Annotated in this window: 26 protein-coding genes; 10 read left to right on the top strand and 16 right to left on the bottom strand. The window is 62.6% G+C overall.

Going from position 1 to position 24,678, the window contains the following annotated elements:
• Positions 1–147 precede the first annotated feature (147 nt).
• The 3 genes from NKH41_RS08275 to NKH41_RS08285 form a co-directional block, all read right to left on the bottom strand.
• Positions 148–2,520: an aldehyde dehydrogenase family protein gene (locus NKH41_RS08275; RefSeq protein ID WP_352771051.1), complete on the bottom strand. Its 2,373-nt coding sequence runs from the start codon at positions 2,518–2,520 to the stop codon at positions 148–150.
• Positions 2,521–2,533: 13 nt separating this feature from the next.
• A complete protein-coding gene (gene deoC, locus NKH41_RS08280; RefSeq protein WP_352473098.1) occupies positions 2,534–3,583 on the bottom strand; it encodes a deoxyribose-phosphate aldolase in 1,050 nt (349 codons plus the stop codon).
• A gap of 162 nt (positions 3,584–3,745) precedes the next feature.
• Entirely contained in the window at positions 3,746–4,573 is an 828-nt protein-coding gene (locus NKH41_RS08285) for a ferredoxin--NADP reductase (protein ID WP_352771053.1), read from the bottom strand.
• A 218-nt stretch (positions 4,574–4,791) separates the two neighbouring features.
• On the opposite strand from NKH41_RS08285, the gene NKH41_RS08290 reads away from it, so the two are divergent.
• The 3 genes from NKH41_RS08290 to NKH41_RS08300 are packed head-to-tail and all read left to right on the top strand — an operon-like array spanning position 4,792 to position 9,308.
• Entirely contained in the window at positions 4,792–6,876 is a 2,085-nt protein-coding gene (locus tag NKH41_RS08290) for a hydantoinase/oxoprolinase family protein (protein WP_352771054.1), read from the top strand.
• Position 6,877: 1 nt separating this feature from the next.
• Entirely contained in the window at positions 6,878–8,593 is a 1,716-nt protein-coding gene (locus tag NKH41_RS08295; protein WP_352771056.1) for a hydantoinase B/oxoprolinase family protein, read from the top strand.
• On the top strand, positions 8,565–9,308 hold the full coding sequence (locus tag NKH41_RS08300; RefSeq protein WP_352771058.1) for a hypothetical protein: 744 nt from the start codon (positions 8,565–8,567) through the stop codon (positions 9,306–9,308). Before NKH41_RS08295 ends, NKH41_RS08300 begins: the two co-directional genes overlap by 29 nt.
• A gap of 27 nt (positions 9,309–9,335) precedes the next feature.
• Here the strand turns inward: NKH41_RS08300 and NKH41_RS08305 are convergent, their stop codons facing one another.
• The 4 genes from NKH41_RS08305 to NKH41_RS08320 form a co-directional block, all read right to left on the bottom strand.
• Complete coding sequence (locus NKH41_RS08305) at positions 9,336–9,992, bottom strand: methionine ABC transporter permease (protein WP_352473093.1); 657 nt, start codon at positions 9,990–9,992, stop codon at positions 9,336–9,338.
• Positions 9,973–11,070: a methionine ABC transporter ATP-binding protein gene (locus tag NKH41_RS08310; RefSeq protein ID WP_502893761.1), complete on the bottom strand. Its 1,098-nt coding sequence runs from the start codon at positions 11,068–11,070 to the stop codon at positions 9,973–9,975. Before NKH41_RS08310 ends, NKH41_RS08305 begins: the two co-directional genes overlap by 20 nt.
• Before the next feature lie 100 nt (positions 11,071–11,170).
• Complete coding sequence (locus NKH41_RS08315) at positions 11,171–12,019, bottom strand: MetQ/NlpA family lipoprotein (protein WP_352473092.1); 849 nt, start codon at positions 12,017–12,019, stop codon at positions 11,171–11,173.
• A gap of 319 nt (positions 12,020–12,338) precedes the next feature.
• The gene (locus NKH41_RS08320) at positions 12,339–12,638 is read right to left on the bottom strand and encodes a DUF1236 domain-containing protein (RefSeq protein ID WP_352473090.1); all 300 of its coding nucleotides are present in this window, start codon (positions 12,636–12,638) and stop codon (positions 12,339–12,341) included.
• 204 nt (positions 12,639–12,842) lie between these two features.
• Here NKH41_RS08320 and NKH41_RS08325 point away from each other — a divergent pair, with 204 nt between their 5' ends.
• Entirely contained in the window at positions 12,843–13,628 is a 786-nt protein-coding gene (locus NKH41_RS08325; protein ID WP_352473089.1) for a DUF1236 domain-containing protein, read from the top strand.
• Positions 13,629–13,733: 105 nt separating this feature from the next.
• On the opposite strand, the gene NKH41_RS08330 is transcribed toward NKH41_RS08325, so the two are convergent.
• Positions 13,734–13,976 carry a polymerase gene (locus tag NKH41_RS08330; protein WP_352473088.1) on the bottom strand — a complete coding sequence of 81 codons (243 nt, stop codon included), beginning with the start codon at positions 13,974–13,976 and terminating at the stop codon, positions 13,734–13,736.
• A 247-nt stretch (positions 13,977–14,223) separates the two neighbouring features.
• Positions 14,224–14,778 carry a DUF4142 domain-containing protein gene (locus tag NKH41_RS08335; RefSeq protein WP_352769211.1) on the bottom strand — a complete coding sequence of 185 codons (555 nt, stop codon included), beginning with the start codon at positions 14,776–14,778 and terminating at the stop codon, positions 14,224–14,226.
• 236 nt (positions 14,779–15,014) lie between these two features.
• Here NKH41_RS08335 and NKH41_RS08340 point away from each other — a divergent pair, with 236 nt between their 5' ends.
• Positions 15,015–15,245 carry a hypothetical protein gene (locus NKH41_RS08340; protein WP_352473085.1) on the top strand — a complete coding sequence of 77 codons (231 nt, stop codon included), beginning with the start codon at positions 15,015–15,017 and terminating at the stop codon, positions 15,243–15,245.
• Between the two features lie 78 nt (positions 15,246–15,323).
• Here NKH41_RS08340 and NKH41_RS08345 read toward each other — a convergent pair whose 3' ends face one another.
• On the bottom strand, positions 15,324–15,635 hold the full coding sequence (locus tag NKH41_RS08345) for a hypothetical protein (protein WP_502899596.1): 312 nt from the start codon (positions 15,633–15,635) through the stop codon (positions 15,324–15,326).
• Positions 15,636–15,944: 309 nt separating this feature from the next.
• Between NKH41_RS08345 and NKH41_RS08350 the strand changes: the two genes are divergently transcribed.
• Positions 15,945–16,109 carry a DUF3309 family protein gene (locus NKH41_RS08350; protein ID WP_023677107.1) on the top strand — a complete coding sequence of 55 codons (165 nt, stop codon included), beginning with the start codon at positions 15,945–15,947 and terminating at the stop codon, positions 16,107–16,109.
• Between the two features lie 266 nt (positions 16,110–16,375).
• Here NKH41_RS08350 and NKH41_RS08355 read toward each other — a convergent pair whose 3' ends face one another.
• On the bottom strand, positions 16,376–16,573 hold the full coding sequence (locus NKH41_RS08355; protein WP_352449586.1) for a hypothetical protein: 198 nt from the start codon (positions 16,571–16,573) through the stop codon (positions 16,376–16,378).
• A gap of 501 nt (positions 16,574–17,074) precedes the next feature.
• Between NKH41_RS08355 and NKH41_RS08360 the strand changes: the two genes are divergently transcribed.
• Together NKH41_RS08360 and NKH41_RS08365 are read left to right on the top strand one after the other, a co-directional pair.
• On the top strand, positions 17,075–17,806 hold the full coding sequence (locus NKH41_RS08360) for a Crp/Fnr family transcriptional regulator (RefSeq protein WP_352473082.1): 732 nt from the start codon (positions 17,075–17,077) through the stop codon (positions 17,804–17,806).
• A gap of 169 nt (positions 17,807–17,975) precedes the next feature.
• Complete coding sequence (locus NKH41_RS08365) at positions 17,976–18,503, top strand: YciE/YciF ferroxidase family protein (protein ID WP_352771061.1); 528 nt, start codon at positions 17,976–17,978, stop codon at positions 18,501–18,503.
• Positions 18,504–18,634: 131 nt separating this feature from the next.
• Here NKH41_RS08365 and NKH41_RS08370 read toward each other — a convergent pair whose 3' ends face one another.
• Positions 18,635–19,633: an ATP-dependent DNA ligase gene (locus NKH41_RS08370; RefSeq protein ID WP_352686069.1), complete on the bottom strand. Its 999-nt coding sequence runs from the start codon at positions 19,631–19,633 to the stop codon at positions 18,635–18,637.
• A 30-nt stretch (positions 19,634–19,663) separates the two neighbouring features.
• Positions 19,664–19,831 carry a hypothetical protein gene (locus NKH41_RS08375; RefSeq protein ID WP_352539857.1) on the bottom strand — a complete coding sequence of 56 codons (168 nt, stop codon included), beginning with the start codon at positions 19,829–19,831 and terminating at the stop codon, positions 19,664–19,666.
• 226 nt (positions 19,832–20,057) lie between these two features.
• On the opposite strand from NKH41_RS08375, the gene NKH41_RS08380 reads away from it, so the two are divergent.
• Both NKH41_RS08380 and NKH41_RS08385 read left to right on the top strand, forming a co-directional pair.
• Positions 20,058–20,762, top strand: coding sequence for an MgtC/SapB family protein (locus NKH41_RS08380; protein WP_352771063.1), 705 nt, complete (start codon positions 20,058–20,060; stop codon positions 20,760–20,762).
• 103 nt (positions 20,763–20,865) lie between these two features.
• A complete protein-coding gene (locus NKH41_RS08385; protein WP_352771065.1) occupies positions 20,866–22,128 on the top strand; it encodes a DUF763 domain-containing protein in 1,263 nt (420 codons plus the stop codon).
• A gap of 10 nt (positions 22,129–22,138) precedes the next feature.
• Here the strand turns inward: NKH41_RS08385 and NKH41_RS08390 are convergent, their stop codons facing one another.
• The 3 genes from NKH41_RS08390 to NKH41_RS08400 all read right to left on the bottom strand — a co-directional run bounded on the left by NKH41_RS08390 (position 22,139) and on the right by NKH41_RS08400 (position 24,676).
• Positions 22,139–22,582: a PPC domain-containing DNA-binding protein gene (locus NKH41_RS08390; RefSeq protein WP_023677099.1), complete on the bottom strand. Its 444-nt coding sequence runs from the start codon at positions 22,580–22,582 to the stop codon at positions 22,139–22,141.
• Between the two features lie 24 nt (positions 22,583–22,606).
• A complete protein-coding gene (locus NKH41_RS08395) occupies positions 22,607–22,759 on the bottom strand; it encodes a peptide ABC transporter permease (protein WP_352771067.1) in 153 nt (50 codons plus the stop codon).
• A gap of 201 nt (positions 22,760–22,960) precedes the next feature.
• Positions 22,961–24,676 (bottom strand): HAD family hydrolase, encoded by a 1,716-nt coding sequence (locus tag NKH41_RS08400; protein WP_352539859.1) that lies wholly within the window; start codon positions 24,674–24,676, stop codon positions 22,961–22,963.
• Between the last annotated feature and the right edge of the window lie 2 nt (positions 24,677–24,678).

Consider the following 24,678-nt stretch of genomic DNA (forward strand, 5'->3'; position numbering starts at 1 on the left):
TCGGCTTTACCGGCGCAAGGCCGGGGCGCAATGTGCCAGCCGGGCACTACCATCCCGCCTGTTTCGATATTCGCCTGCCAGCCAAATGTTTTTTCTCGGTAAAGAACATCTTTTGGCCCGTCAAGCCCGGACGTCTCTCCGGGGCACTCAGTCGCCGTAGGGCACCCAGACGTTCTTGACCTCGATCGCACGGCGCAGCAAGGCATCGCCGGCTGCTTCGTTCGAGGGCCAGTCGAGGCTGTGGCCGTTGCCGGTCCAGACGCGTTTGAGATTGCCGATGGACTCGGCCTCGGCCTTGGCGCAAGTCTCGGCATCGGCGAACACCCAGAGCCCGTCGACATCGTCATGCTTGGCTAATACGCCGGCAAGCTCGGCGCTACGGCCGGTGACGATATTGATGGCGCCTGCCGGAACGTCGGAATATTCGATGACCTGGTAGAGGTCGGTGGCAAGCAGCGGGTATTTTTCGGATGGCACTGCGACTACGGTGTTGCCCATGGCAAGCGCCGGCGCCACCAGCGAGATCAGGCCAAGCAGAGGCGCATTGTCCGGCGCGATGATGCCGACGACGCCGACTGGCTCGTGCAGCGCCAATGTGACGGCGCGGGCCGGCGGCTGGTGGACGCGGGCCTCGAATTTGTCGGCCAAGCCGGCATAGAGGAAAAGGCGCTCGATCGACAGCTCGACCTCGTCACGCGCCGCCTTGGCGGTCGCGCCGGTGAGCTGGGTCAAACGGGCGGCAAACTCGTCTGCGCGGCCGGAAAGGTTTTCGGCCAGGTAATAGAGCACCTGGCTACGGTTGTAGGCGGTCGCCTCCGGCCAGGCCTTGCAGGCGCGCGCGGCCGCGACGGCGTCACGGATATCCTTGCGGTTGCCGAGACCGATCTCGCCGGCAAGCTTGCCCTTGGCGCTGGCGATGGCGAAGGAATAATTGCCGTCCGGCCGGACCTGCTTGCCGCCGATGAACAGCTTTGCCGTGCGGTCGATGGCGCCACCTTCCGCCTGCTCGACAGGTTGGGCCGAAGACGTTGCCGGTTTGATGATCGGGCCGAGCGGCAGTTTTGCCGAGAGATATTCGAACATGCCCTCGCGCCCGCCTTCACGGCCAAAGCCGCTCTCGCGGTAGCCGCCGAAGCCGCAGGAGGCGTCGAACATATTGGTGCCGTTGACCCAGACGACGCCGGCCTTCAATTGCGGCGCGACGTGCAGGGCAAGATTGATGTTCTCACTCCACACCGAAGCGGCCAGGCCATAGCGTGTGTTGTTGGCGAGCTCGATCGCTTCCTCGGTGTTGCGGAAGGTCATAGTGGCGAGCACCGGCCCGAACACCTCTTCCTGTGCCAGGATGTTAGCCGGCGAAACACCTGTCGCCAGCGTTGGCAGATGGTAATAGCCCGCGGCGGGCAGTGCCGAGTCCGGCTGCCAGCAGATCGCGCCCTGCTTGGCGCCTTCGGCGATCAGGCCCTTGACGCGATCGAGCTGAGTCAAATCGACCAGCGGGCCGATATCGGTGTTCTTGTCGAGCGGACTGCCGACGCGCAGCCGGCTCATCCGCGTCTTGACCTTGGCGACGAAGGGGTCGGCGATGCCTTCTTGCACCAGAAGGCGCGAGCCGGCACAGCACACCTGGCCCTGGTTAAACCAGATGCCGTCGACCAGACCCTCGACGGCGCTGTCGAGGTCGGCATCCTCGAAAACGACGAATGCCGACTTGCCGCCAAGCTCCAGCGACAGTTTTTTGCCCGAGCCGGCAGTGGCCTTGCGGATGATCTTGCCGACCTCGGACGAACCGGTGAAGGCAATCTTCTGGACGCCGGGATGGTTGACGATGGTCGCGCCCGCCTCCGGCCCGCCCTGGACGATGTTGACGACGCCCTTCGGCACGCCGGCGCGTCCGCAGATCTCGGCAAACAGGATCGCGGTGAGCGGCGTGAATTCCGCGGGTTTGAGCACCACGGTGCAGCCCGCAGCGAGCGCCGGCGCGATCTTCCAGGCGAGCATCAAGAGCGGGAAGTTCCACGGGATGATCTGGCCGACGACGCCGACGCCCTTGTGGCCGGGAAAATCCCTGTCCAGCGCCTGCGCCCAGCCGGCATGATGGATGAAATGGCGGATCGCCAGCGGCACGTCGATGTCGCGGCTTTCGCGGATCGGCTTGCCATTGTCGATCGATTCCAGCACCGCGAACAGCCGTTGGTGGCGCTGCATGGCGCGGCCGATGGCGTAGAGCACTTTGGCGCGTTGATATCCGGTGCTGGCGCTCCATTTCGGCAGCGCTTTTGTGGCCGCCGCAACCGCCGCGTCGATATCGGCGGCACCGGCATCCGACACCTTGGCCAGCAGCTTTCCCGAGGACGGATCGCTGGTGTCGAAGGTTTTGCCTCCGCTGGCTGCCTTCCAGTCGCCGCCGATAAACAGCGCTTTGCCGAAATCCCGCGCGGCAAGCCACACATCGGCCTCGTTGCGCGCCTCCGGCGCCGGGCCGTATTCCATGGCGTGATAGCGTTCGAGAATGTTCATGAAGCGCTCCGAATCACGCCATCGCGTGGCGATGATTGGCCGAGTAGTGGCCGGTCAGATGATGCTCGAGCTGGCGCTCGATATCGGTCAAAAGGCTCGATGCTCCGAAACGGAACAGCTCCGGCTCCAGCCACGGCCGGCCCAGTTCTTCTTTCATCAGCACCAGCCAATCGAGCGAGGCTTTTGCCGTGGAAATGCCACCGGCCGGCTTGAAGCCGATGAGATAGCCGGTTTCCTCGAAATAGGCGCGGATAGCGCGCACCATGGCAAGGCCGACCGGCAGCGTCGCGTTGACGCTTTCCTTGCCGGTCGAGGTCTTGATGAAATCTGCACCCGCCATCATCGCCACCATCGAGGCGAGCATGACGTTGCGCAGCGTGGCGAGGTCGCCGGTACCGAGGATCACCTTCAGATGCGCCTCGCCGCAAGCGGCGCGCATCGAGACGATCTCGTTATAGAGCTCCTGCCATTTCGCCGCGAATACCAGGCCGCGCGGGATGACGACGTCGATCTCGTCGGCGCCGTCGCGGACCGATGCTTCGATCTCTTGCAGGCGCGTCGAAAGCGGTGCAAGGCCATGCGGGAAGGCGGTCGAAACGGCGGCGACATGGACGCCGCTGCCGCGCAGCGCTTCTACGGCGGTGGCGACGAAGGGATGATAGACGCAGACCGCCGCCGGGCGGATCTTTTCACCAGTAATGCCCAGCCCCTCGACGATGTCGCGACGGAACGGGTTGACCGCCTTGGCACAGAGCCTGCGCACACGCTCTTCCGTGTCGTTCGAGTTCAGCGTCGTCAGGTCCATGCAGGCGACGGCGCGCAGCAGCCAGGCCGCCTGGTTATCGGCCTTGATCGAGCGTCTTTTGGTCAGGCTGGCGACGCGGCGTTCCAGCGCCGAGCGGTTGACGCCGCGCATCGATTCCATGAAGCCGAGATCGAGCCTCATGCCGGGATTGCGAGCAATGCCATGGGCTTGCGGCATCGGCGCATTGGCGGCGGCGCGCGCCGGCAGCGGCGTGATCTTGGACGTGCCGAGATCGGTTTCGCGGATTGTGCTGCTCATCTCCTGCCCCTTGTTCAGCGACTTATGCCGAAGATAGACCGTGAAGCAGCGCTTCACGAGTCCTTCAAGCAGTCATAGCGGAAAAAGGCGGTCAAGGCAGCCGATTTTTGACCGCATGATCAAAATCAGGGTCTCGAACCAGTGGACGCTGAGCTGCGCGTCTCAGCCGACGAAGGCGCGCTCGACGACGAAGCTTGCCGGATGGTGCAGCGAGCCTTCCTGGAAGCCGAGGCTTTCGGCCAGTTCCTTGACGTCCTTGAGCATATGCATCGAGCCGCAGATCATGATGCGGTCGGTCTCGGGATTGAGCCTGTCGATGCCGAGATCGGTGTAGAATTTGCCCGAGCCGATCAGCGCGGTGATGCGGCCCATGCGCACGGAGGTCTCGCGCGTCGTCGAACTATACAGCGTGACGCGGCCGCCGGTCAGTTCGCCGATCAGCGGGTCCTTCTCAAGCGCTGTCACCAGCTCCTGGCCGTAGGTGAGCTCGGCATTGTCGCGGCAGGTATGGGTCAGCACCACCTGCTCGAACTTCTCATAGGTGTCGGGATCGCGCAGCAGGCTGGCGAATGGAGCAATGCCGGTGCCGGTCGAGATCATGAACAGGCGCTTGGCCGGCGTCAGCGCGTCGACCACCAGCGTGCCGGTCGACTTCTGCCGCATGATGACGGTATCGCCGATCTCGATTTTCTGCAGGTCCGAGGTAAGCGGGCCGTCCGGCACCTTGATCGAGAAGAATTCGAGTTCGTCGTCCCAGGACGGGCTGGCGATCGAATAGGCGCGGAACACTGGCTTCTCGGCATTGGGCAGGCCGATCATGACGAATTCGCCGGAGCGGAAGCGCAGCGACTGCGGCCGGGTGATGCGGAACGAAAACAGCCGGTCGGTATAATGCTTCACCGAGACGACGGTTTCGGCATAGACATTGGCCGGTATCGGGAACTGCAGCGGCCGGGCGCCGGCTGTGTTGAACGCGGATGTGGTGTTCATCAAACCTAACCTTCTGGGCCGGCTCAGCGCCGGCGCCAAATCTCCACCTGCGCGCCCGAACCGGTCAGGTTCCAGCGTGCCGTTTGCACACTCCGAAGCGGTAAGCTCTTGTGTCCGGAATTTATTAGTATACAAACGATATTTGCGTCAAGACGCCACCGTAAAACAGCTTTCCAAACTAAGGCATCTAGGCAGTTCGGGCATTTCGGGTTTCGACAATGGGACAGAATTTTTCGGCGCAAGCGCTGGATTCAACTGGCGGCGTCGTCGCCGGCATAGATGTCGGCGGCACCTTTACCGACCTGCTTCTGATCGACGGCCGTGACGGTGGCCGGGTGCACATCGCCAAGACCCCGACGACAGTCGACAACCAGGCGTTCGGCGTCGTTTCGGCACTTGGCGCCACCGGATTTCCGGTCGACGGCATCGACCTCATCGTGCACGGCACGACGACCACCACCAACGCGGTGCTGGAGCGCCGGCTGGCCAAAACCGGCATGATCACCACGCGCGGCTTTCGTGACGTCATCGAGCTTGGCCGGCGGACACGGCCGCAAGCCTATGGCATGACAGGCACGTTCGTGCCGATCATTCCGCGCAATCTGCGGCTCGAAGTGTCGGAGCGGGTCGAGGCCTCGGGCGCGGTGCGCATCCCACTCGACGAGGCCGAGATGCGGGCAGCGATTTCACAACTGATCGCAGCCGGCTGCGAATCCCTCGTCATCCATTTCCTGCACTCCTACGCCAACCCGGCGCATGAGCGGCGCGCCGCCGAGATCGCGGCCGAGCTTTGGCCGAACGGCTACATCACGACAGGCCACGCCCTGCTTTCGGAAGCGCGCGAATTCGAGCGCGGGGTGACCGCTTCGGTCAACGCTTCGGTGCAACCGATCCTCGAACGCTATGTCGAGCGGCTGCGCAAGGAGCTGGCGTCAAAAGGCTACGCCCGCGACTTTCTGATCATGAACGGCAATGGCGGCATGATCTCGGCCCGCTTTGTCACACGTGAGTCGGCCAAGACCGTCATGTCCGGCCCCGCTTCCGGTGTCATTGCTGCCGCCTATACCGGAAAACGCGCCGGCTTCGAAAATCTGGTCACCTACGACATGGGCGGCACCTCAACCGACGTGGCGCTGATCCGCAACGCCGAGCCGGCGGTGTCGAACGAGATCGAGATCGAATATGCGATGCCGATCCACGTGCCGATGGTGGCGGTGCATACGGTCGGCGCCGGCGGCGGCTCGATCGCCCGCGTCGATGCGGCCGGCCTGATCCAGATCGGCCCGGAAAGCGCCGGCGCCAATCCCGGGCCAATCTGCTACGGACGCGGCGGCTTGGAGCCGACCATCACCGACGCCAATCTGGTGCTCGGCAGGCTGGCGCCGAAGAAGCTGCTCGCGGTGGAAAACCCGGTCACCGTCGAGCGGGTCACCGGTATATTCGAGGACAGGATCGGCCGCGCCACAGGCTTGTCCGGCGTCGAGGCGGCGGGTGCGGTGCTGCGGCTCGGCAACGTGAAGATGGCTGGCGCCATCCGCATGGTCTCGGTGTCGCGCGGCCACGACCCGCGCGATTTCGCGCTGTTCGCCTTCGGCGGCGCCGGGCCGCTGCATGCGACGGCATTGGCGCGCGAACTAGGCCTGCCGAAAGTGCTGGTGCCGGCGCGGCCGGGCATCACCAATGCTCTCGGCTGCGTCGTCGCCGATCTGCGCCATGATTTCGTCAACACGGTCAACCAGCCGGTGGCCAGTCTCGATGAAACCCAACTCCACGAGACATTGGAACGGCACCGAAACGAAGGCGAGGAGCTGATCGGCAAGGAAGCGGTGAAGCCGGAAGCAATCCGTATCACGCATTCCGCCGACATGCAGTTCGTCGGCCAGACGCATATCATCAACGTGCCGCTGCCGTCGTCTGCGGTGACACGCGAGGGACTGCAGCAACTGTTCGAGAAGGCCTATTTCGCCCGCTTCAAGGTCCAGTTGCCGGAAATCCGCGCCAATCTGGTCAATCTCAACACTTCGGTCACCGGCGTGCGGCCGGCAATCGATCTGTCCCGGCTGATCGACCCGGCTGGGCGCGCCAAAACGCTCGAAGAGGCGCGGCGCGAGATCCGGCCTGTCTGGTATGGCGGGCGCTGGTACGACACGCCGGTCTACAGCAGGGAAAAGTTGCCGCTCGACGCAACAATCGAAGGTCCGGCGATCCTCGAACAGATGGACGCGACGACTGTGCTGGAGCCCGGTGACCGGGCGCGATCGGATGCCGACGGCAACATCATCATCGACATCGGTGAGGCCTGAGATGGCGCAGCTCGACACCATTACGCTTTCGGTCCTCCAGGCGGCCCTGCAGCAAGTCTGCGACGAAATGGACCTGACGTTTTCGCGCGCCGCGTTCTCGCCTGTTATCGCCGAGGCCAATGACCGTTCGGATGGCATCTATTCGGCGCTCGATGGTTCGCTGATCGCGCAAGGCAGCCAGGGCCTGCCGGTGTTCGTCGGCGTCATGCAGTATTCGACCAAAACCGTGATCGAGATGATCGCCGACGGACGCTGCCTGCCGCCCGAGCCGGGCGATATCTACATCGTCAATGATCCCTATCTCGGCGGCACCCATCTCATGGATGTGCGCTTCGCCATGCCGGTCTACCGCGACGGCAGGATATTCTGCTGGCTTTCGAACACCGGCCATTGGCCCGACATTGGCGGTTCGGTGCCGGGCGGATTCTCCGCCTCGGCAACGGCGGTCGAGCAGGAAGGCCTGCGGTTGCCGCCGGTGAAACTGTTCAAGAAGGGCGTGCTCGACCCTGAGATCTACGCCATCATCTGCTCCAACATCCGTGTCGCCGACCAGCGCATTGGCGATATCCGCGCGCAGGCGGCGGCACTGCTAATCGGCCAGGACAGGTTTAGCGGAATCCTGGATCGTTACGGAGATGAAACGGTCGTCGATGCGATCGCCGAACTGCGCCGCCGCGCCGCTGAACAGATGCGCGTCAACATATCGGCCATTCCCGACGGGATCTATCGCTCACAGGCCTTCGTCGATTCAGACGGCGTGGTAAACGAGCCGCTGATCATCGCGCTGGCAGTCGAGAAACAAGGCGACACGCTCAGCTTCGACTTCTCGGGCTCATCACAGCCCTGCGCCGGGCCGATGAACAGCGTTCTGGCGACGACCTTGTCCTCGGTGTATCTCGCCATGCGCCATATTTTCCCGGACGTGCCGATCAGCGCCGGCGCCTTCGAACCGCTGATCGTCAAGCGGCCGGAAGGCACCTTCCTCGACGCCAAATATCCGCGCCCTGTGTCGGGCTGCGCGGCCGAGGTTTCGCAGCGCATCGCCGAGGCGGTGTTCGCGGCGATGGTGCAGGCCCTGCCGGACAGGGTGACGGCGGCTCCGGCTGGCTCCAGCGGCAATTTCGCGCTCGGCGGCAACGATCCGGTCCGTGGCCGCGATTATGTCATGTACCAGATCTCCGGCGGCGGTTATGGCGGCAATGCCGGTCACGACGGCCTGACCAATGGCTGCTCTACCATCGGCATCTCCAAGTCGCCGCCGGTCGAGATCATGGAGCAGGCCTTCCCGGTGCTCTACCGGCATTATGCGCTGCGCGAAGGCTCGGGCGGCGCCGGCAAGCACCGCGGCGGGTTTGGGCTCGCCTATGAGGTAGAGATCCTGCGCGGCGACGCCCGCGCCTCTTTCGTCATGGATCACGGCCGCTTCGGCCCGCAAGGCGCGCTCGGCGGCAAGGACGGCGCGGTTAACACGGTCACCGTGTTCCGCAACGGCGAGGAACATGTGCCGCCGCACCTCTCCAAGGAACAGGACATCGCGTTGAAGGCAGGCGACCGCGTGCGCGTCGGCACACCGGGCGGCGGCGGCTACGGCGATCCGTTGCAGCGCGATCCGCAATTGGTCGCTCGGGATGTCAAGCTTGGCTACTATACCGCAGAGCAAGCCAGAGACCTGTTCGGAGTCGTAGCGGATGAGCAACCCAAATCCCCTGGAGGCTGATCTCTCGTCTGAACTGGCCCACGCAGTCGAACGCGTCTATGCCGCTTTCGCGTCTTATCCATCGCCCCGCCACCTGCATGGCTCGCCGTACAAGGATTTGGAATCGATCTTTCGGGGAGTATCCAGTGGTCCGCTTCGGGAGCTCAGTGGTGAAAACCTCGGCGCCTATGCCGGATCGGCCATATGGACGGTCGGCGACGTCGATGACTACCGGCACTTTCTGCCGAGAGTGCTTGAACTTGCCATCCAAGGCGAACCTTCGATGGGGTTCGACGCCAACGTGATTGCCGCAAAGCTCGAAAGGACCTCCTGGCGCGATTGGCCGTTGGAAGAACAGCAGGCTGTCAAGGAGCTGTTTCAGGCTGCCTGGCGAAAAGCGATGACCATGCATCCCGATGAAGGGAACGCGGTTCCCTGGCTGGAGGGCATAGTGCTTGCCGGAATGGATGTAGCAGCTGCATTAGCGGCATGGCGTGATAGCCCTTACCCCGAGGCCATGTTGCACTGTGCGGACGTGATTACCGGCAACATCAAGACACTCGATAATGGGCACGTGATCTTCAGCGAACAGGTCACCACATGGCTTCTATCCGACAGTCTCGCCTGGCACTTGTTCACCGTCGCGGTCGAGGCTCCCTTGCGCCCCGACGATCGCGAAAAGCTCGCTTGGGCCAGCGAGAGCATCGAGAACAATCTGAACTTTCTCAGAAATTAAAGGCGTTGATTGGCCGCGGTTCGCCGGTCACGCTCTGTGGTCCAGCCTCGCGACCAGCCGGTCGCCGGCCCACTGGATGCCGCAGACCAGGATGATCAGCACAATGACAACGGCGATCATGACGGACGTCTCGAAGCGCTGGTAGCCGTAGCGGATGGCGAGGTCGCCGAGACCGCCGGCGCCGATGGCACCGGCCATGGCCGAGGCGCCGATCAGCGTCACCAGCGTCACCGTGAAGCCGGCGACGATGCCGGGCAACGCTTCCGGCACCAGCACCTCGCGAATGATCGTCCAGCGGTTGCCGCCCATGGCGCGTGCTGCCTCGATCAGCCCATGGTCGACCTCGCGCAGCGACACTTCGGCGATCCGGGCATAGTAAGGCGTCGCCGCGATCGACAGCGGCACGATCGCTGCCCAGGTGCCGATCGAGGTGCCGACGATCAGCCGCGTCACCGGGATCAGCGCAACCAGCAGGATGATGAAAGGCACCGAGCGGAAGCCGTTGATGACAGCGCCAAGCGCGCGGTTCACCCACAGGTTTTCGGCGATGCCGCCGCGGTCGGTGGCGACCAGCGCCAGGCCGAGCGGCAGCCCGAAAGTCAGCGAGACGAGGCCGGAGGCGGCCGTCATCAGGATCGTTTCCCAGATTGAACGGACGAGAAGCTCAAACAGAACCGGCGACATGGCCAAGCACCTCCACCCGCGCTTGGCGGGCTTTCAAGAACGCGATCACCTCTGCCAGGTGAGCTTCATTGCTGCCGGCGACCGCCACGAACAGTGTCCCGACAGGCTGCTGCTGGACGTGATCGATGCCGCCATGCACGAGGCGGAACGAGCCGGGAACTGCCGAGGCAAGATCGGACAAAAGCGGGCTTCGCGCGGCCTCACCGGCCACGTCGATCCTGAGGATCGCCTCCACGCCGGCGTTCTGCGTTAGCTGGCTTGCGATCTCCGCCGGCAATTGCGGCCGGATGCCGCCGAGCAGGCTTTGTGTGATCGCCGATTTCGGGTCGGCAAAGACCGACCACACCGGCCCTTGCTCGACGATCCGCCCAGCGTCGATCACCGCGACCCGGTCGGCGATCGAGCGGATCACCTCCATCTCATGCGTGATCAGCAGGATGGTCAAGCCAAGCTGCCGGTTGATGTCCCTCAGCAAGGCGAGGATGGAGCGCGTCGTCTCCGGGTCGAGCGCCGAGGTCGCTTCGTCGGACAAAAGTAGCGCCGGGCGCGCCGCAAGCGCCCGGGCAATGCCGACACGCTGCTTCTGCCCGCCCGACAGCGACGCCGGATAGGCTTTCGCCTTCTCCGACAGCCCGACGAGCTCGAGCAGCTCGGCGGCGCGCGCCAGGCGTTCGGCCCTGGGCCGGCCTTCGATCTTGAGCGGCAGCGCTACGTTGTCTTCGACCGTCTTGGCGGACAGCAGGTTGAAATGCTGGAAGATCATGCCGATGCGCCGGCGCAGCGGCTGCAATTCGCGCTCGCCGAGCCGGCTGATGTCGCGGCCTTCGATGTAGACCTGTCCTGAATCCGGCCGCTCCAGGCCGTTCAGGCAGCGTATCAGCGTCGACTTGCCGGCGCCGCTGCGGCCGATGATGCCGAGGATCTCGCCCTGGCGCACGCTGAGCGACACGCCGTCCAGCGCCGCTGTCGCGCCGAAGCGGCGTTTCAGCTCGATGAGGCGCACGACATCGTTCGGTCCGGCGGAGCGGCCGCCGACGGGACGCATGACTTCGGTGACCGAGGCGAAATGCTGGTTCATGAAAGTTCCTGTATTGGTGTCCCGCAAACGCGATCGCGGTCCGCGTTGAAGCGCGGACCGCTTTACCATGCCGGGCTTCGGCGCCCAGTCGAGCTCGGCATCAATAGGCGCTGATGCCGGTTCCCTTGTAGACCCGATCGAATTCGGCCTTCACCTTTTCGTTCTGATAGGAGGCGACCAATGTCTTTACCCAGGGCTGGTTTTCATTGCCGGCCTTGACCGCGATGAAATTGCGGTAGGGATTGTCGGCCACCGCCTCCTGGGCGATGCGATTCTCCGGTGTGAGGCCGCTTTTAAGCGCCCAATCCGTGTTGACTACGGCCGCGTCGAGGTCTTCCACCGAGCGCCCGACGATGCCTGCGTCCAGCTCCTTGATGACCAAGTGCTTCGGGTTTTCGGCGATGTCGGTGGTCGTCGCCAGAATGCCGGTGCCTTCCCTGAGCTTGATCAGATGTTCGCTCTGCAGGACGCGCAGTGCGCGGCCCTCATTGGACGGGTCGTTCGGCACGCCAATGACCGCGCCTTCTGGCAGGTCGGCAATCTTCGCGTACTTCTTGGAATAAAGGCCGATCGGCCAGACCCCGGTATAGCCGACCGGGACGATGTGATAGCCCTGCGTCTTGATCTGGTTGTCGAGATAGGGCTTGTGCTGGAAGGCGTTGGCGTCGATTTCGCCACGCTCGAGCGCTTCATTCGGCTGGGTATAGTCGTTGAACACCACGGTCTCGATTGTCAGGCCCCTATCCGCCGCCTGGGCGGTGACGACGCGCCAGACGTCCTCGTCCTCGCCGCTCATGATGCCGACCTTGACCGCCGTCTTGTCCTCGGCGAGCGACGGCGCAGCAAGGCTGACAATCGCAACCGCTGATGCGAGAAGTACAGCGAGACCGGCGCGCCGGTTTATACTTGCGGAGAAAAATGAGTGCAAAGTGTTGGTGTTCCCAGACATGATCTATCCCGTCGGTTCTGAAGTCGTTGCGGCCAGGCGGAGTGCCAAGCCTTGTCGGCATCATCGGGAATGCTGACCGTCGGATCAAAGCACCGTATTTCCCGCGAGATGCGAAGCCGGGAATATTCTCTCAAAGTTTCGGGCCTGGCGAGCACAGGGCGTGCTGGGATCATGCGTTCTAGGCCAATGCTGGTTCAGAAATTGTCCGGACCTCGTCTCCGCTATGAGGCCCGCCGTGCTTCGAAACGGCGGGCCTTTCTGCGTCGGGATGTCGACAATGCTGGACGCGCCGCATGTCCCTTCAAAGCGACGCGCTTGCTCACTCGATGACCTTTACAATCCTGCGCGTGCCAGGATCGACCAGGACGGTCCGATTGTCGACGACGACATAGCGGTATTTGACGTCGGGAACCTCATGAAGCTCGACGGTATCGGGCAGGGTCGAGCCGACATTGAGCTCCACGCCGGGAAGCTGGACGGACGCCAGAGGCTGCTTTTTCACATACTCGCGTACGATCGTCTCCTGCTGCGGTTCGATGACCACGTCCTGAGCGGCAGCGGCGCCGACACCCGCAAGCAGCAAAAACCCAGCCGCGGCCGCCGAAAGATGCATTCTCATGATAGTCTCCTTTCCTCGTGAGCCACCTCTGCGCTGCGCCGCGTCATGCTGTTCGCAGCGGGGTCGCTATAGGCCGGTAACGTCATCAGGTGGAGCTTGTTCCGCCACTCGGATCGCTTGCCGTTTCCCTCCATTAGTTTGGAACAAAGTTTTTTAGACGCAGTTTTGCGGGGTGAAGGGACGCGTTTTCCAAGGAGATCTCTCATGAAAGGCGTTCTGATCACCAGCATGTTAGCAATCAGCGTCAGCTGCGGGGCCGCACTTGCCCAGATGCAGCAGTCGACCGACGATCAGTCCGGCGCCAATTGTGCAGCCGGCACTGCCAATTGCCAGAACGGCGCCAAGATGGGCGAGCAGGCTCAGGGCAAGGCCGGCGCCACCACTGATCAACAGGCGCAGGGCAAACCGAAGCTGAAGACCGGCGAGCAGGCTCAGGGCAAGGCTGGCGCTACGACTGAGCAGCAGGCCACGGGCAACACGAAGATGAAGACTGAAGAGCAGGCCCAAGGCAAGGCTGGCGCCACGACTGACCAGCAGGCCACGGGCAACACGAAGATGAAGACCGAGGAGCAAGCCCAGGGCAAGGCTGGAACCACCACCACCGAGCAGGCTCAGGGCAGCTCCAAGATGCAGACCGAAGAGCAGGCTCAGGGTAAGGCTGGGACCACGACCACAAACCAGGCTCAGAGCAATACTTCTACCCAGCAGGACCAGAGTTCGACCGCTTCCATCAGCAATGTGACCGTTGAGCAGAAGACAGAGATCACTCAGGTCATCAAGGAGACGAACGTCCAACCCGTTTCCAACGTCGATTTCGACATCTCCGTCGGTGTCGAGGTCCCGCGAAAGAAGGTCCGGCTGCATCGCCTGCCGGCGCGCATCGTCAAGATCGTTCCGGCTTACGAAGGCTATGAGTATTTCGTGCTCGCCGACGGCCGGATCGTCATCGTCGACCCGAATACCTACAAGATCGTGATTATCCTGACCTAGTCGTGGCCAGACGGTCTACCGTGGGTTGATTCACCAAAAAAGCCCGCCGCCCGAGCTGCGCGGCGGGCTTTTCCGTACCCAGCTCCAGCGTCTGCAAATCGCAAATCAAGGTCCGTCTTCGGGGCGAGGAGTGAGCACGGTATGATCGATGGTGTCGGGCAGGCAGGGACTGGGCAGGCAGCTTGTTCGGACTGACGCGGTGGTCATGGCATCGATATCCGTAACCAGCACCATTCTCGCGTAGTGCCGCGGCCACAGCGGCTCTCCAAACAGGACGAAGACGCCGCCAATCATCAAGGCCAGCAACATGAGTGCCGTAACATTTGCAAATATCTCGCCGTAGCGCATGAAGGCAGCCTGTCCCGTTAGGAAAGCGATTTCAGCCTGTGACAGCGGCGACCAGGACGGCGCCGAAAGCCGGCGCTACTATCCTTGACGCCCCGCGAACGCCGCCTTCCATTGGATCCTCCCCGAACAAGCCGGGTAAATAACGGCACTCTCGGTGCTTTGTTCCCGGCCGTGTGGCCGGACGACAACCGCGTCACACAGGCCGTGTGTGGGGCGGCCTTTCGTTTGCAAAAGGCACTCTTCGCTCTCATTGATGTGCGGCAGCGAGGTCCTTGACGTGACGTTCGTGCATTTGCAGCACCGGCAGCGTCTTCTTGGCAAACTCCTTCATCGCCGGATCGTCGCCGGAATTCGCGTAAGCGGAAAACAGCGCCACCGCTTCCTTATGCGCCTGGGTCTGCATGTCGATATATTTTGATTGGAAACTGTCCCCGCTGGCCTCCTTGAGTTGGTCGAGCAGCGCTTGGTGCTTGGTGTCCAGCGACGGGCCGGCCGGCGCGGTGGCCGAAGTCGTCTGCCCCATGCTGAGCGCCGCCTTGAAGTCCTCGCCGGCCTTGGTATGGTCCGTGACCATTTGCGCCGCGAAGGCCTTCACATCGTCAGCCGTCGCCTGCGTCTGCGCAAGTCGGCTCGATTCGATTTCAAATGTATTGGCGATGGGCACGGTCTTGACGAATGTCGCGGTGTCAACCTTGCTCATGGTGTCGGTCGTCAGCGGCGTCAGCGTCGCCGATTGGGCAAAAACAGCCAAAGGCGCGCCGGCCATCATCGCTGCCGCAGTGATGGATAGAAGCGTTTTCATGGGGGTTCTCCGAGGCTGATGTCATCCCTCCGATGGCTCAACGCGGAAGCTGCGACGAGGTTGCCTGGTCGCAGTGGCCACAGCCGCCGCGAGCCAAACAAATGATTTAAATAAAACACGCCGGCTGGGTCCTGCAAAGTGCAACGCAACCCGTAGGACCGTACGGAATCGTACAAGCTCTTTCGCTTTGCCGCAGTCTTGCTATCGTCTGCCGGGACAGATGGGTGGAGGCTTCCGTGGGGCAGATCAAGTCGCCGCTTGGAATCGGTATTGATACCGACAAAGCCGTTCATATCGTCATGGCCGACTACAATTCGGGCGACATTCTCTCGACCACTGTCGTCATAGCCGATTTGCGCAAACGCTTTCCCTGGTTCCGGCAAACCGACGAGGAACTGGTTGGCTTCATCGTTCGGGCGCTGGACGGTCGGGAGATCGCGGTCAGCTTCGACCACCGCTGCCGTTAGACGGCCGATTTTCATCACCAATGAGGCCGCGGAGCGTACGCTCCGCAGCCTCATCACAGACTATGATAAACCGGGCGCTTACTTGCCGCAGTGGTTGTCGTTCACCGTCGGCGCCATCGTGCCCGGAGACTTGCCGGTCGCGTCGGGCAGAGCCCCCTGCGGGCCTGGTGGGCAATTCCGGTCGGCATTCGAATTCGTCGTTGAGAAATCGCGAATGCTGTTGGTGATGGTCGAATCCGTGCCGGTGTCAGGGCCGCCATTATCCGGGACTACTATCGTCCGCCCGCTGCCGTCGGCAGCGGCTCCGGAGGGATCGCCGACGTTCTGGGCCATCGCTGACGTGGCCAGACCGATCGTAAGCGCCGAAGCTGCGAGAATTTTCGTGAGCATGATGCTTCTCCTTTTTACGAGGGTCGTCGCGTTGCGACTACGAAAACAACCGTTCGGGCGGGCGAAGGTTCCGACAAATTCCCCATGAATTTCAGCATGTTCTTGGGTGTTCAAGGCGGCCGCCATGCCATTCTCCGCGGGCATGCATCTGTGGACTTTTCTGACGGCCCGGCCCGGTATTTTGCTCGCCGCATGAGCGTACGCCTTACCGTCCCGCCGGAACAGGAATGCTCCTTGTGAGTTCATACCTTTGTACAATGCGACGCGCTGATGCGAATGGCGGCAGCGCAAACAAGGAGAGCAGACATCATGGGCCTTGGAACCATTCTCATCATCATCTTGGTCCTTGCCTTGCTTGGCGGCTTCAGCGGCTTGGGCGGCGGACCGTTCTATGGCACCGGCTATTACGGTGGTGGCGGCCTCGGCTTGGTGCTGCTTATCGTCATTATCCTGGTCCTGCTTGGGCGCATTTGATGCATGTCGTGCAAAAGTGTGCAGCGGTTTTGTGATAACGACATGCATAAAACAGGAAGCTAAAGCGCGTCGGATGAGGCCGGCCAAACGCGACACGCGTTAGTGTCACGCTCGCGACAAAAACGCCTGCCGCTTGGTAATTAGCGCCGGGCGTTTTGTCGTGAAAAGACTAGATTTCCAAGATCCTTGGCAAACCGGGACCCTGGCTAGAAAGGGCGACTCGGTGCCGAACCTTTCGGCGCCGAGGACGCCACCATAGCAGCAGCTTATTGTTGGCGATCGGCGGCCAGCGCTTCTTTCAGATCGGCGTTGAGCACACCCTCGTTGAACAGCGACATGATACGGGCTGCCAACCGCTCGCGGACAGGACTGTCGTCCGCAACACCCAACTCGCGGCAGCAGTCGTCGAGCGCTTTTCTCAGCACGCTCAGTTCGGCTGGAGTTGCTGCACCTTGCATCGGCATGCCATCCTCCCTTGAAAAGGGCGAAAGCGCGAAGCGTCTTTCAAGCGTCCACTCGCCGTGCCTGTGTGGACGACTCCAATTCAATTAGCGCCGCTCTCGTCCAAACTCAATGTACGGAAATTACCAAGCAGACAGTTTGGGAACGACTGCCTTGCACCTGCATTGTTGCTGCGATCCAACCCACCCCTCATTTGGATCACTGGGCGTAGCCCACGACGCCCGAATGGAGCCCGTTGCATCCCTCGCGACGGGCTCTTTTCGAGCCCGGCGACCTCAATTGTCGTTTTCGTACCAAACCGACTTTGGTACGTTTCCAACTCTAACTTTCAGTCGGATGTTTTCGTAGGCAAGCGGCAGGAGAAACTGCCGTGCATCGATTCATTTTTTTATTTAGTAGGCTCCATACCTTTCAGTGCTTATATAAGCGTTATCGTCCGCAGGTTATACCGGGCGCGGACGGCTGGGAGATAAAAAGGCTCTTGCCCTGTTTTGGGCCCAGCTATGTCTGATCCAGCAAATTCCAATAAAAATCCGTACAAAAACAAGCTGTTGCGCCGAATGAGCGCCGGCGATTTCGCATCTCTCGAGCCGCACATCGAGCGCTGTTCGCTGGAGTTACGGCAATCGCTCGAAGTGTCCGGATCGCCGATCGAGGCCATTTATTTCCTTGAGGACGGCATCGGTTCGGTGGTTGCGAAAATGCCGAACGGCAGCGATGCGGAAGTTGGCCTTGTCGGCTTGGAAGGTATGACCGGCTCGGCCCTGATAATGGGCGACGACCGTACGGTCCATGATTGCTATGTGCAGCTGGCGGGAGAAGCTGCCAGGATCGACGCCGAGCCGTTCAAGGCGGCGCTGACGCAAAGCCCGACGCTGCGGCTGTTCTTGCTGCGCTACGTGCAATATCTGCATGTCCAGACTGGCTATACCGCGCTGGTCAACGCGCGATCGAAACTTGAAGACCGGCTGGCGCGCTGGCTTCTCATGTGTGACGATCGGGTGGATGGCGGCCGGCTGACGATCACGCACGAATTCCTGTCGATCATGCTTGGCGTAAGGCGCCCGGGTGTAACGGTCGCGCTGCAGCTGCTCGAGGGGCGAGGGCTCATCCGGTCCCGCCGCGGCGAAATTATCATCCGCGATCGCGATGGTCTCGTCGCACTGGCGGATGGCGGCTACGGCCTGGCCGAGGCCGAATATACCCGCCTGGTCGAGCATATCGGCGAGCGCTGACGGCGCTTTTCTGGCCGATTGCTGCCGCAGGTCGAAGGCCCCTGCGACACCACACGGCGGGTCGGAAAAATTTGCAAAGCTGCCGGACCGTCAGGGAACTTGTTTCCTGTCGGAGGGTTATCGGACGCCTCCACTTTGCGAGGCGGCACCAACCATTCGGGAGAGGATCATGGCGACTACGAAAAAGGCCGCGAAGGCGGCAAGCAAGGGCCTTGAGGATCTGTTCCTCGACGGGCTCAAAGACCTCTACTACGCCGAGAAGAAGATACTGAAAGCGCTGCCCAAAATGGCCAAGGGCGCGGAGTCGGAAGAAGTGACCGCCGCTTTCGAGAAACACCGCATGGAAACCGAAGGACATGTCGACCGCCTCGAGGAGGTGTTCGACAAATTCGGCAAGCCGGCCCGCGGCAAAACCTGTCCGGCGATTGACGGCATCATCGAAGAGGGCTCGGAAATGCTCGAGGAGTATAGTGGTGCTCCCGCGCTCGACGCCGGGCTTGTCGGTGCGGCGCAAGCCGTCGAGCATTACGAGATCGCTCGCTACGGCACTTTGATCGCGTGGGCGGAAGAACTCGGCAAGCGCGACGTTGTCGAGCTGCTCAGGGCAACTCTCAAGGAAGAGGTCGCGACCGACGAAGCGCTTTCCAAGCTCGGCGAAAGCGGCGTCAACGAACGCGCCATGCAGGAAGCTGCCTGATTTCAAAACCGCAACCGAGCCTTGGTTGCCAAGGCTCGGTTGGCCGCGGCGAACCGGTGAAATTCTGCATTGGTCCGTCATGAACCGTAGAGCGGGCAGCAAGCGCCTTGAAGCGGTGTCTCGGATCGGACTTACTCGATCTGCTCGAACGTGCATTGCCGCGGCTCCTTGTCCGGCCGCCAGCGCAACAGCTTGGTTCCGTGCCGGAACCGGTCGCCTGTCACATGGTCGAACCGAACCTCGACCACCAGTTCAGGCTTTATCGGTTCCCATTGTCCGCTCCGCTCCGTGCTCCAGCGGCTTGGTCCGCCCGGCGCCTTGCCGGTGAAACCTGGTTTGGCCCGCAGTTTTTCCAGCCGTCTGGTCAGCGCCGCCCTGTCGTCCTTGCCGATGGTCGAGGTGAATCCGACATGATCCAGCCTGCCTTCGTTATTGTAGAGGCCGAGCAGCAGAGATCCGACTTCGTTGCTGCCGGCGAGATAGCGAAAGCCGCCGACCACGCAATCCGCAGTGCGCAGCCGCTTGACCTTGACCATGGCGCGCTCGCCGGGCCGGTATGGCCCGGCGATCAGTTTTGCAACAACACCGTCGGTCGAGCCGTGGCCGGCGCCCTGCAGCCAGCGCTCGGCGGTGGCGGCGTCGTGCGTATATTTGGACAGGTGCAGTTGGGGCCGTGCCGCCGACGCGACAAAGGCCCCAATCGCCTGCCTCCTGGTGGTGAGAGGCTCTTCGATGATGATCCTGCCGCCGGGCTCGGCCAGCATATCGAACAGGATCAGCATGGCGGGCGTCTCGAGGCTCAACTTGCGGATCCTGCTTTCGGCGGGATGAAGGCGCATTTGCAGGGCCTCGAACGAGGACGATCCGTCGACCTCGATGATGATCTCGCCGTCGGCAACAAACCGTCGCGAGCTCACATCGCGCAGCACCGCGACCAGTTCGGGAAAATAGCGGCCAAGCGGCTTGCCCGATTTTGCACGCAGATCGACGGCATCGTCGCCCTTGAACACGAGGCAGCGAAACCCGTCCCATTTCGGCTCGTATTGCCAAAGCCCGTCGCCGCCAGGGATTGCATCGGCGGCTTTGGCTTCCATCGGACGAAGGTCGAGCGGCAACGGAAATGCGGTCATGGCTGGTCCGCGCCGCCGCTACGGCATTCGCTACCGCCGTCGGCCATTCCTCTGTGCCCCGCTCTGCCGCCTCGGCGCCTTGCGGCCGGTTTGCTCGGGCGAAGGCGACAGCGGATCGACCTCGCCGGACCCACCGATCTCCTTGGTGATGCGATAGGCCAGATAAGCGACGGCTCCAGCAAGCAGCAAGCGGACCATGACTGCAAATCCTTCGTTGGCGTGAACTCACCAACCCCCAGGCCGAAGGTTTTGTTCCGCCGCTGCCAATCGCCGGGGTGAATCGTCGGCGGCGCAACCAAAATCCAAGCGCATCGTTTGTTGCTCATCGACGAAAAGAATTTGCGATGAAGACGCTCTCGCCCTTGTTCGCTTTGACCCTGGCGCTATTCCTGGCCAGCAGCGCTTGGCCTGACGGGTGACCGCGATGCTCCTCGTTGTTCCGGTCTGGCAGGACATCGCGGCACGACTGCTTCTGACCGCGCTCGCCGGCCTGTTGATAGGCCTCAACCGCGAGGCGCGCGGGCACGCGGCGGGGCTACGCACCACCGTGCTGGTCGGATTGGCCGCCGCCATCACAATGATCCAGGCCAGTATTCTGCTCGAGACCGTTGGCAAGCACCCGGATTCGTTTGCATCGATGGACGTCTTGCGCTTTCCGCTGGGCGTGTTGACCGGCGTCGGCTTTATCGGCGGTGGCGCCATTCTTCGCCGCGGCAATCTTGTCAGCGGCGTCACCACGGCGGCCACGTTGTGGGTGATGACGGCGATCGGATTGGCCTTCGGTGGTGGCCAATACGGCTTGGGCGCGGCCGGCACGGCGCTGACGCTGGCCACCTTGCTGGTCCTGAAATGGGTGGACCTTCGAATGTCGCGCGAACACCATGCCCAGTTGGCACTGACCTGGAAGGCCGCAGCCCGACAGGAACTCGATACGATGATCGGGCCGCTTGGCTACCGGGCACGCCTCGTCGCAATAGAGAGGCGCCCAGATCTCAAGGACCCTGTGTTCTCGTTCGAGATCAGTTGGAGGCGGCCCGACACTGGGGCACCGCCAATGGATCTGCTGGCATCGGTGGGCGAGCATTGCGAGATCCAGAAGTTTGATCTCCTCAGCGAACCTGCCCGCTAGCTGGCGGCTTGCAACGATCGCGGCCTGAATCAGGCCATAGCTTCTCCACACCCCTTTCGATACCTATCTGTCGAGGCAGGACTCAAGGAGCAAGCAAAAGAGCGTGGCACAGCGATCGGGAAGTGCTGATCTCCCACTTCACGGCGGACGCGTGCCGAAATGGCTCGGCGACCGCATGACGCGGCTTGGCGCGGTCATGTGCGAGGCGATCATCCACCATTACGGCCGCGATGAATTGCTGCGCCGGCTGGCGCATCCGTTCTGGTTCCAGTCCTTTGGCGCCGTGATGGGGATGGACTGGCACTCTTCCGGCATCACCACCAGCGTCGTCGGAGCGTTGAAGCGCGGTCTGTCGCCGCTTTCCGGCGAACTCGGCATCCACGTTTGCGGCGGCCGCGGCGCGCATTCGCGCAAGACCCCGCACGAGCTTGCCCTGATCGGCGAGCGTGTCGGCCTCGACGGGCAAGGCCTCGCGACTGCCAGCCGGCTTGTCGCCAAGGTGGACAGCGCCGCGGTCCAGGACGGTTTCGATCTCTATCTGCACGGCTTCATCGTCACCGATGACGGCAACTGGGTGGTGGTGCAGCAAGGCATGAACGGCGACAGCAAGGTGGCGCGCCGCTATCACTGGCTGTCCGAGGGCCTGAAGAGCTTTGTCGACCAGCCGCATGCTGCCATCGAGGGCGCCAATCAGGGCGAGATCGTCAACCTGACCGACCGCCGCGCCGAAGCGTCGCGCCAGGGACAACTGGACCTTCTGCACGGCCTTGGACCGGATCGCATCGTGAGGGAGCTTGCCGCTTTGGAGCGGGGTTCGGCGCCAGCGCCGGAGCCGGCACAAAAGCTGCTGCCGCATCTGGTGATGCCGGCGCACCACGATGTACGCGAAAGCGATGTCGTCATGCGCCGCCTGCACGGCAACATCGCCGCGGCGGCCGAGCGCGGCCCGACGGATTTCGCCGGGCTTCTCCTGGTGCCCAATGTCGGCGCGCGCACAGTGCGGGCGCTGGCGCTGGTCGCCGAAGTGGTGCATGGCGCGCCGTGCCGATTTTCCGATCCCGGCCGCTTCTCGCTGGCGCATGGCGGCAAGGACAGGCACCCGTTTCCGGTGCCGCTGAAGGTCTATGACGAGACGATCGGCGTGCTGAAGTCGGCTGTCCACAAGGCCAGGCTCGGCCGTGATGAAGAGATCGGCGCGTTGCGGCGGCTGGACGACCAGTCGAGGCAGGTCGAGCGCTATGTCACCGGCCCAAGCCTGAAGGAAATCGTCGCCGGGGAGTTCGAGCAATCGCATCTGCTCGGCGGCCGCAGCGTCTTCGGTTGGGAGGTCGTACCCGAAACGGCCGCAGTCAAATCAACGAAGTGATCGGCTCGGATCAAGCCTCCAAGTCGATCAGGGCGACGCCGAGTTCGGGACGGTGCCTGCGGCGCAGATGGCCAGGCGTCTCCACCAATGTGACCTCGAGCGTCGGCCGCACGATGCCGTCCAGCAGATGACCGCCCCTCGTGGTGCCGTCACTCAATCCAAGGACTGCGTGGACGTGCAAGCTGGGCCTGCCGTCGTCGCCGATGGCAACATCGCCGATCGCGCTCAGCACTTCACACTGTTCCCGGACGGGGATTTTCCGGTAGGTCCTTTCTCCAGGGTCGAACCAGCCGACGGTTGCACTTTCGAAAGCGCCGAGCGCGGTCAGCGACGCGCCGCCGACGCCACGGTCGACCGCAAATGACGTCAGCTGCGCAAACGCCTCTTCGCCGGGATCAAGCACAACGACGAACGTTCTCTGTCCGGCGCTTTCGGCAACAAGCTGTGATTTCATGATTTCGCTCCAGCCGTCAGGAATTCAAATCCACCACACCAGCAATGCCAGCAAGACGAGACCCACTAGGCCGGCGATGAAAATGATCCGGCGCGCCCGCGTCTGCAGGATGATCTCGCCCTGCCGCGCCTGTTCCGCTGAAAAGACAGGACCATCCTTGTCCCGGTCGTTGCTCATCCATCGTCTCCTTTCGGGCAATTATTCAGCATTGAATAGATCTGGCGCCCGATAGAACACAATCTCGTTTGGCGGATGAGGTTCCACGATGGACCATCGACGGTTGGAACCGACTGGGACTCGGCCATCTGCCGAGGTGGGACGGAGATCGACCACGAGGTGAACCCAGCCGGCTTGGGACCGGCTGGGCGCCGTTTGCATCTATTCCTTCGGCGCGGTCGCGGGCGCGGTATAGCGGCGGCGCACCGCGTCCAGGACGTGGCTGCGGCTCTCCTGCGCCGAAAGTGTGCCGTCTTTCTCCGCTTCGGCGGTTTCGCGCGCCAGTTCCTTGTCCCTGATCTGGTGGCGAAACCATTCGGAATAGTCGCCGGCGCGCAAATGATGTTCCCAGGTCCTGTCGTCGATGCCCTCGGCGATCTGGGCGAAAATCATCAGATTATGGGCGCGGAGGTTCATCGCATTGTCGGGGCCGCGGAAATAGAAGCTGCCCTTCTCGTCCAACTGGCCCTCGGCATATTTGCGGCTGTGGCGCTTGAGCGACTGTCGCGGTTCGATCGGCTCGACCATGGCAGGTTTCTTGCGCGCCTGCGGCCGCCAGAACAGCACGCGCTCGTCTTTTGGAGAGTTCAGGTTCTTGTCCTTTGGCGGTTCGGTGCCGGTCTCGTGACAGAACGTCTTGATGACCTTTTTCGCCTTGGGGCCGAGTGCGATGACGGCGGTGACCAGCCGCAATGCCTCGGTTGAGATCGCGTCCGGATGAACCGTGATCAGGATCGTGCCCGGCAATTCCATGGCCAGCACCATTGGCGTGTCGTCGCGCCGCTTCGGCAAGAGGTGATGCGCCTCGTCGATGATCAGCCAGTGTGGTCGTGCCGTGCGGAAGCGAACACCGCCAAGGCCCGGCAGCAGGTCGGCAAAGAAGTCCGGCCGCTCGTTAACGCGCAGCGCCAGGCCATTGACGACCAGATTGTTGTCCGGCTTCTCCAGGAGATCGAGCAGTTGCGTCTTCGTCGGCGCGTTCGAGCCGTCGCCCAGCCGGACGGCGCCTTCGAGGCCGTCATAGTCGCCTTCCGGATCGAAGATGCAGAACTGGAACTTTCTCTCGACGAAGCGCTCCGTCAGTGCGGTCGCCAGGGTCGATTTGCCGATGCCGGAGCTGCCGGCGATCAGCACCGTATCGGTTGGCGACAGATACACCTCCTTGCCATCCTCCGAGCCAAGCAGAATGCCGTCGCGGTTCGGCACAAGCTCGCGATCGCGCTCGACCACCTTGGCGATCAGTTCCTCGACGCCTTTTCCGCGCGCGCCGCGTGTCACGAGATCCGCCGTATCCTTGACTGCCGGCAGTGCGTTGTCGACGGCGACGCTGAAGCCGCAGGCGCGCAGGAAGGCGTGGTCGTTTTCGGCGTCGCCGACACCGACGACGTTGTGCGGCGACAATCTGAGGTCCTGAAGCGCAGCTGTCAGCCCGGTCGCCTTGTTGATGCCGCTGGGCAGGATCATCACCGCGCCCTTGTTGAAGATGATTTCCAGCTCCAGCCCCAATTTCTTGATGACCTCGAGCGCGGTAGCCTGATGCGGTTCCCAGGTTGCGATGATCGAGCGTCCGACCGAAAGCGGTTTGACACCGCGTTTCCTGAGTTTGGCGATGAACTCGGGGGCGGGCGGCGGAGATATCGTCCGCCCCTCCTCGCTGGCCGGCGTGTAGATCAGCGCGCCGTTTTCGGCGACCACCTTGTCGAAAATCGCGACTTCGGGAAAGACGCGCTTGAGGTCGGGCAGCTCGCGCCCGGTGACGAGAATGAGTTTGCGGCCGCTCTTCTTGAACCGTTCAAGCGCCGCAAGCGTCTTCTCGGCAACGATCCCCTCATGCGCCAGCGTGCCGTCATAGTCAGTGGCCAGGGCAATGAAATACATGC

The sequence above is a fragment of the Mesorhizobium sp. M1169 genome (assembly GCF_040318345.1).
Taxonomy (GTDB): Bacteria; Pseudomonadota; Alphaproteobacteria; order Rhizobiales; family Rhizobiaceae; genus Mesorhizobium.

What these genes read in the sequence shown, in the direction of transcription:
- NKH41_RS08285 (WP_352771053.1), bottom strand. Translation starts at nt 4,573, where the DNA reads ATGAACACCACATCCGCGTTCAACACAGCCGGCGCCCGGCCGCTGCAG.
- NKH41_RS08305 (WP_352473093.1), bottom strand. Translation starts at nt 9,992, where the DNA reads ATGTCGCCGGTTCTGTTTGAGCTTCTCGTCCGTTCAATCTGGGAAACG.
- NKH41_RS08345 (WP_502899596.1), bottom strand. Translation starts at nt 15,635, where the DNA reads ATGCTCACGAAAATTCTCGCAGCTTCGGCGCTTACGATCGGTCTGGCC.
- NKH41_RS08325 (WP_352473089.1), top strand. Translation starts at nt 12,843, where the DNA reads ATGAAAGGCGTTCTGATCACCAGCATGTTAGCAATCAGCGTCAGCTGC.
- NKH41_RS08365 (WP_352771061.1), top strand. Translation starts at nt 17,976, where the DNA reads ATGGCGACTACGAAAAAGGCCGCGAAGGCGGCAAGCAAGGGCCTTGAG.
- NKH41_RS08295 (WP_352771056.1), top strand. Translation starts at nt 6,878, where the DNA reads ATGGCGCAGCTCGACACCATTACGCTTTCGGTCCTCCAGGCGGCCCTG.
- NKH41_RS08300 (WP_352771058.1), top strand. Translation starts at nt 8,565, where the DNA reads ATGAGCAACCCAAATCCCCTGGAGGCTGATCTCTCGTCTGAACTGGCC.
- NKH41_RS08390 (WP_023677099.1), bottom strand. Translation starts at nt 22,582, where the DNA reads ATGAAATCACAGCTTGTTGCCGAAAGCGCCGGACAGAGAACGTTCGTC.
- NKH41_RS08375 (WP_352539857.1), bottom strand. Translation starts at nt 19,831, where the DNA reads ATGGTCCGCTTGCTGCTTGCTGGAGCCGTCGCTTATCTGGCCTATCGC.
- NKH41_RS08395 (WP_352771067.1), bottom strand. Translation starts at nt 22,759, where the DNA reads ATGAGCAACGACCGGGACAAGGATGGTCCTGTCTTTTCAGCGGAACAG.
- NKH41_RS08350 (WP_023677107.1), top strand. Translation starts at nt 15,945, where the DNA reads ATGGGCCTTGGAACCATTCTCATCATCATCTTGGTCCTTGCCTTGCTT.
- NKH41_RS08320 (WP_352473090.1), bottom strand. Translation starts at nt 12,638, where the DNA reads ATGAGAATGCATCTTTCGGCGGCCGCGGCTGGGTTTTTGCTGCTTGCG.
- NKH41_RS08310 (WP_502893761.1), bottom strand. Translation starts at nt 11,070, where the DNA reads ATGAACCAGCATTTCGCCTCGGTCACCGAAGTCATGCGTCCCGTCGGC.
- NKH41_RS08315 (WP_352473092.1), bottom strand. Translation starts at nt 12,019, where the DNA reads ATGTCTGGGAACACCAACACTTTGCACTCATTTTTCTCCGCAAGTATA.
- NKH41_RS08330 (WP_352473088.1), bottom strand. Translation starts at nt 13,976, where the DNA reads ATGCGCTACGGCGAGATATTTGCAAATGTTACGGCACTCATGTTGCTG.
- NKH41_RS08360 (WP_352473082.1), top strand. Translation starts at nt 17,075, where the DNA reads ATGTCTGATCCAGCAAATTCCAATAAAAATCCGTACAAAAACAAGCTG.
- NKH41_RS08370 (WP_352686069.1), bottom strand. Translation starts at nt 19,633, where the DNA reads ATGACCGCATTTCCGTTGCCGCTCGACCTTCGTCCGATGGAAGCCAAA.
- NKH41_RS08380 (WP_352771063.1), top strand. Translation starts at nt 20,058, where the DNA reads ATGCTCCTCGTTGTTCCGGTCTGGCAGGACATCGCGGCACGACTGCTT.
- deoC (WP_352473098.1), bottom strand. Translation starts at nt 3,583, where the DNA reads ATGAGCAGCACAATCCGCGAAACCGATCTCGGCACGTCCAAGATCACG.
- NKH41_RS08400 (WP_352539859.1), bottom strand. Translation starts at nt 24,676, where the DNA reads ATGTATTTCATTGCCCTGGCCACTGACTATGACGGCACGCTGGCGCAT.
- NKH41_RS08335 (WP_352769211.1), bottom strand. Translation starts at nt 14,778, where the DNA reads ATGAAAACGCTTCTATCCATCACTGCGGCAGCGATGATGGCCGGCGCG.
- NKH41_RS08275 (WP_352771051.1), bottom strand. Translation starts at nt 2,520, where the DNA reads ATGAACATTCTCGAACGCTATCACGCCATGGAATACGGCCCGGCGCCG.
- NKH41_RS08290 (WP_352771054.1), top strand. Translation starts at nt 4,792, where the DNA reads ATGGGACAGAATTTTTCGGCGCAAGCGCTGGATTCAACTGGCGGCGTC.
- NKH41_RS08355 (WP_352449586.1), bottom strand. Translation starts at nt 16,573, where the DNA reads ATGCCGATGCAAGGTGCAGCAACTCCAGCCGAACTGAGCGTGCTGAGA.